Below are 6,285 nucleotides of genomic sequence, written 5' to 3'. Positions count from 1 at the left end.
TGGTGGTTACTTTTTTACCACTCTGTTTTTCTGCGGCTTTTTTCAAACCGCCTGTATTCGCGTAGTATTCTTGAATATCGGTTAAGCCATATTCAACTGAATCGATTTCTTGAACAATGCGATCGCTCGTCTGCAAAAGCTGGCTCAGCACTTCTGGTCTAGCTTGACCTTTATCTTGTCTACCATAACTAAACACGTTGCGACCTTCCCAAGTCTTACCCAACTCCTCGCCAGATTCCCAATTACTATCAACCACACGATCATTCACCAAAGAACCAAAGTCACCTGCTGGGTTAGAAAACAACCTTGCAGATGCATTCTCAACACCTTGCTCCTTCAACGACAAAGCATGTTTTCTAATAAAATTCTCTTCAGGGGATTCATCAGCATCAGCCGCGCGTTGAAATAAATCATCCAGTAATTCAATAATATTGACAAAACTATCTCGGAAAATTCCCGACAAATTCGCCAAAACATCAATCCGGGGATGTCCCACCTCAGCCAAAGGCTTTAACTCATAACGAACTATTCGTCCTGTACCTTCTTTCAACGGTTCAGCACCAACCAATTCTAAAAGAATCCCCAGAGACTCACCCTTAGTTTTAATCGCATCCAAACCCCATAACATCACCGCTACAGTTTCTGGATACTTCCCATGCTCCTGTAAATGCTGAGCAATAATTTTTTGCGCTATTTCTCTTCCTCTTACATAAGCAGCGCTAGAAGGCATTCTATAAGGATCTAGCGCATGAATATTTCTACCAGTAGGTAGAACACCAGCACCATCGCGCAACAAATCACCCCCAGGAGCAGGGGGAATGTACTCCCCATTCAACCCCCGCAACAAATTAGTTAACTCATCAGTTGTTTGTTCCAATAACTGACGGACTTTTGTTATATCATTTTCTACCCTCACCCCTGTCCCCTCTCCCAAGTTTGGGAGAGGGGTGTTGTCTGTTTCTAACGCTTCCAAATAAGACGCCATTTCTTCGTCGTTAGGAGCTTCACCCAAGGTATGCAACCCAGAAGAAAAAAGCCGACTTTCCAAAACTTGCAAATACTCGTATAACTTTACGAGATAATCATTAAAAGCATGAGCGCTAAACATGCGCACATTCTCAGGACTAAAAGCAATCCCCAACTTTTGTGCATCTTCAAAGGGACAATCTGCATCTAAACCGGTGTCCACAATCTTCTTGCAAATTGCTTCTTTAAGAGCGTAATTCTTTTCTGGGTCTTCTCGATACTCTGAAATTAAATCCCGCAGGTTTATTAATTCCTTATACAACCCCGCACGACCATAAGGTGGTACATTGTGAGAAATTAACACACCATAACCGCGCCGCTTTGCCAAAATTGATTCTGAAGGATTATTCGCTGCGTATATATATAGATTGGGCAAATCTCCCAACAAAATATCAGACCAAGAATAACCCGTATTTCCCAAAGGCGATCCAGGTAACCATTCTACAGTACCGTGCATCCCAAAATGAACGACAGCATCAGCTTGAAACTCATTTTGTAACCATTTGTAGAAAGCAGCATATTGAGGATGGGGGGTTAAATCGCGTTCAAACATCAAGCGCATGGGATCACCCTGTATCCCCAAAGGAGGTTGTACACCTATCCAAATATTTCCTAGCTCAACACCACCAATAGAAAACTCTTCACCATAGGTTTTGATCCCGGTACCGGTAAGTGATTTCCATTGTTTCTCAATGCGAGATGTGCGAAGATATCCCAGCCATTTCTCTAAGGTAGGAACATTTACGGTGTTCATTGATGCGGAATCAATTGAGAGATCTCCCTGTTTTACTGTCAATTCGTCGGCTTCTTTGACAGCACGAATTAACTGTTCTCCGTTTTCAGGTATATCTCCAACAATGTAACCTTGATCTTTCAGTGCTTGGAGCAATTTAACCAGGCTTTTTGGTACATTTAATAATGCTGCTGTTCCAACAGCACCATAACCAGGGGGGAAGCCGTAGAGAATAATTGCGATTTTCCTTTCTGAGATAGGTTTATGCCTCAGCGAAATCCAGCTTTTAACCCTACCAATTAATCTCTGTACCCTTTCAGGAACTAGATAAATATTTTCTCCGACCAAACCACCGAGGGCAACAGTATCGATCGCGCCATCTAATTCAGGCAATGCGTATAAAACAACACTTTGCAATCCGCCGATTCCTTGGCGTGTCCAAGAGTAAATATCTTGAATAAGTAGTGGTGCAGCGACAATATATGGTAAGTTCTTAGCACTAAGGATGTTTTTTGCTACATCTACTTGACGCCCTGCTTCCATTGAGCCAGCAGGACCACCTACTAAAGGAAAACCGATTGTTGAGATAATAGCATCAACCTTTGCTGCTTCTTGAGAAAGGGACGGTGTTTGTACATTACCAAGCTGTCTTTGCTGGGTTTCATAGTCGGTTGTCATCCAATCCCGTACCGCGACGTGTCCCTCAACACCGTTAATGAAAATAGGTAAGGGAATTAAACCAGCTTGTTCAAAATATCTAATCAGTTGCGGGATGTATGGCTGCTTAGTAACAACATGCTTACGATAAAGAAGAATTCCTACAACAAAATCTTGTCCTGTTTGTCTTTTAGCTTGATACCACTCCAAGTACTTTCGGGGGGATTCAAAATAACCTGGATAGTCGGGATGTAATAACCCCATGTTTGGAGTTTCTACTGGTGGGGGAATTTCGCCTACCTTTAAACCTAGGTATTTTTCTGCTAGTGTCCAGAATAAAGCTGCAACGTTTTCTGATCCCCCCGCGTTCCAATAACCGTATATAATTAACCAGTTGCGTAAGTCTTGCACTTTTTGCACTGGGACATATTTTAAAAGCTTTGGGCCAATCTTTAAAAAGCTAATATAACCAGCTAGTCGGTCTTCTTCTTTGCCGTTGCTAAATTTATCTAAGATAAATTTAACTGGTTTGGGCATTCCTTTGGGTTTGTCACCAATGGCAAAACTACCGAGTTTGTTCAAACTCATCAATTCTAATGCTGACTCGAAGACTAGGCGGATCGGAATGCGCGAGACGCGATCGCGCAACCACAAAACCTGGTCATAGTCAAACAGCAAACTCCCAAAAAACACATCAGCCTTTTCAAGTGCTGCTTCTACCTCAGTGCGCTTTGTGGTGATGTCGCGATCGCTAAATACCCTAATGTCTAACTCTCTAACACGAAAGTTAGCTAGATCTGCTGCTTTGCGGTACAAGTCAGCGTTGAAGGATTCAAATCCTGCGACCAGGACAATGCGTTTCATGCCTTAAAAGCTCACAAGGTACACTTTCTTCATTGTAAACATTCTGTTAAGCTAAGTGCTAACAAAAGTTAATAATAAAGAATTCAGGAGTCAGGAGACAGGAGGAGCCAGTTCTGCAGGCTTTGCACTGAGCTTGTCGAAGTGAGGGTCTCCCTCCGTAGAAATGTGGCATTCAGGAGCCAGAATGACTAGCTCACTGATCAGCAAAAGTGATAAGGTTAGTGGTAGTCGTAGGTTGGGTTGTAGCTTGCTTCCCCGTAGGGGTACGAAGTGAAACCCAACAAAATCCTAAAAATGTTGGGTTTCGTCCCTCAACCCAACCTACATTTGTATCAATCATTTTTTGAATTGGTATCAGTAAAAGTGATAAAGAGGGGACTAGTCCAAGCTTTGGAATCGTCTACCTGACGACCAAATAAATAAATTGGAACAAACCCGTAGGATGTGGACATTGGCTGTAGCGTAAAACTACCGCCCAGATCGTGAGCTAGTGGCTTAGCGCTCAGGCGCTCTGCTGTAACGAACATTTCTGCTCCGCCTAATTCCTGACGTAAACATCCTTGTTCTAACAGATCGAGCCCTTTAAATTCCCAGAAGAATTCAGGACAGTGAATGTAGGGGCTTCTTTGTAAAGGACTGCTAACTTTACTGTAGCTGTCGATTTCGACACGAAGACGAAAGCGTGCTTGCGACAGATCGGAAAGCTCCAACTCCAAGGTATCAGAATCCCCGTAGGTATCGGAACAAAACTCTAGCTTCAGCGATCCATCTTGTCTAACATACTCTTCTGGATGCTCTAGCCCATAAGCTCGGTAGCTCTCAACAAGAGTGTTAGAGTATTCAAGTACTCCCCGCCACTTAGAAGAGCGATAACGATCTTTAATTCGAGCGCCACCCCAACGTAAACGAATTCGATTGGGTGCGTAACCTGCTTCAGCTTGTAAATTACGATGCCACAACAAACCCTGATCAGTATAAGCCCGGATCTCATCCCAACCACTTGTGCCTAAAAATCGATAGTGGATAGTAACCGAACCATTTGCTACCAATTCATCTCCTTGAATGTATTCATTACACCAGAGCAAAGCTACAATACGTTCTCCTGTAGTTGCCCATGTGTGACGAGAACGTAAAGCCTGATTAATTGCTGCCTTTGTTAAAGATGGGGCAAGAATTCCAGTCACACCACCGTTAACCCCAAAGACTGCGGTACCAGGAACTCCACCTCCACAACGCCCACGATGTTCGTCTCCGTTAGCCGATACACCAACCTTGTATCCACGGCTAATAGCATCTTGGTAGAACCAGGGAAAATGTCCCCAAGCTGAACCAATTTCAATTAGGCGCTCTAGTTTAGGATGATGCCAATCGAAAATGGCACGCCGTCCTCCAACATGAGGAATGAGCAAGTGCTGCTCTGGGGCGTGAATATAAGCCTTATAAAGGTGGTCAACTGGCCAAGCTCCGGGCTGAAGCTCGTTACCTTTCATGTGTTCGTTCCACTCAAAGGAGCGAATCTGTTTTCCTTGGCGATCATAGGGAAATAAAACTTCTTCACCTAAAAAAACAACGTTGCGATCGCCTCCTGCAGCTGAATTTCCACACCATTCTGTTCCAGGGTAGCAGAGAAACTCGCCTTCGGTGGTCACATCTCGGCAGAGTTTGACATCTTCCTGCCACTGTTTCTCAGTAATATTAAAATCATTTGCTGTATACCCTAAAACATCTAAGCCTGCCACATCGCGACCATAGGTAAAGTTATATTCAGTACTATTCGTTCCTACGGTATTATTGGAATGAACATGAAGATCTGCAAAAAAGGCGCGAGGATAAGCTAGATTGCTATCAGCAATGACAGGCGTGAGATTGCTTTGTAACTCTGTGCCTATTAGGGTAGCTTGAAGTACTGTTTCTTCCTGTGTATTCAGAGTTAAGTTAGTTTTTGCAACTGCCCAACCTTGGGTTGGTAAATTAAGAGTTTGCTCCTCCGTAGTGCTAGAGCGGCTGATTAATTGCAGTTGTCCTCCCAAATTCCAACAAGTATTACCCCAAATATCTTCAACCCGTATTCTCACAGGGAAAGAAACACCTGTTTTGACTAGTCGTGGAGTGACAATTGTCACGAAAGCAGGTGAACCTGGGACAATATCAATCACAACATCACCGGGAATTGCCGCAAACCGAGACGTCCCCACCGGATCAATATAGGCACGAAAACGAAATCCCTCTTCAACAAACGTCTGCACCCTTGTTCCTATTCCGCCAGCGCGGCGATCGCCCAATCGAATAAAAATATGGTCGCCTGGTTTGAGATAGCCATCTATAATATCTACAATAATTGCCTTTTGATAAGGGCGCTCATGCCCTTTCTGGTCAAACCGAACTTTAAGTGAGGGTACTGTTGCGTGACTTTCACCTGGAAGCGTTGGGCGAGCCTGATATTCTGCTGAAACATAATTAGCCCCTAATGGATCTTCTGTCTGAAACAGCGCCCAGTCGGAATAGAATTTAAATGTTACCTTAATCCAGGCACTATCTGCAAGACCAGAAGCTCCAACTTCGTAATCAAGTAAAATCGACTGCCAACTTCCAGCCTCAATTTGTGGAGTGGAACACTTCAGACGACCAAGAAACGGTAAAGTACTGATATATTCCAAATATCCTTGAGGATGAGTGTATTCTCCTAGCAATGTATCTAAATTTTCGTTTGAGTTGTCGTCTTCTTTAGTCACAGTACCCAATCCCCAATCCCCAGTACCCTTTAATAATTCCTTCTTAGGATATCACTTAGAATATTAAAATTTCTGTCTATACTACTAATTGTGTCTTCAATACTGGCAGTATTTTGCGGCGGGTTAGTAATTAAACTATCTTCAGCAATCACACGTTGAAAATCTACTTGAATTTCGCCCGTACACCGAGTTTTTCCATACCTATCTATAAACTTCACACCCTCCAACTCACTTTTTTTGTTTTACACTTTAGCTGTAATGCCGAAGCCACAT

The 6,285-nt window shown here is 43.3% G+C and carries 2 protein-coding genes; both read right to left on the bottom strand.

All coding sequences use genetic code 11. From position 1 onward, the window contains the following. Positions 1-3,280, bottom strand: a 3,280-nt coding sequence (bchH, locus tag G4P69_RS34195) for a magnesium chelatase subunit H (protein ID WP_208354367.1), incomplete at its 3' end; no start/stop codon positions are given. A gap of 332 nt (positions 3,281-3,612) precedes the next feature. Next, entirely contained in the window at positions 3,613-6,012 is a 2,400-nt protein-coding gene (locus G4P69_RS34190; protein WP_208354361.1) for a CehA/McbA family metallohydrolase domain-containing protein, read from the bottom strand. Positions 6,013-6,285: the final 273 nt, after the last annotated feature.

Source organism: Aetokthonos hydrillicola CCALA 1050 (genome assembly GCF_017591665.1).
Lineage (GTDB): Bacteria > Cyanobacteriota > Cyanobacteriia > Cyanobacteriales > Nostocaceae > Aetokthonos > Aetokthonos hydrillicola.
This window is presented reverse-complemented; position numbering and strand designations above follow the sequence as displayed.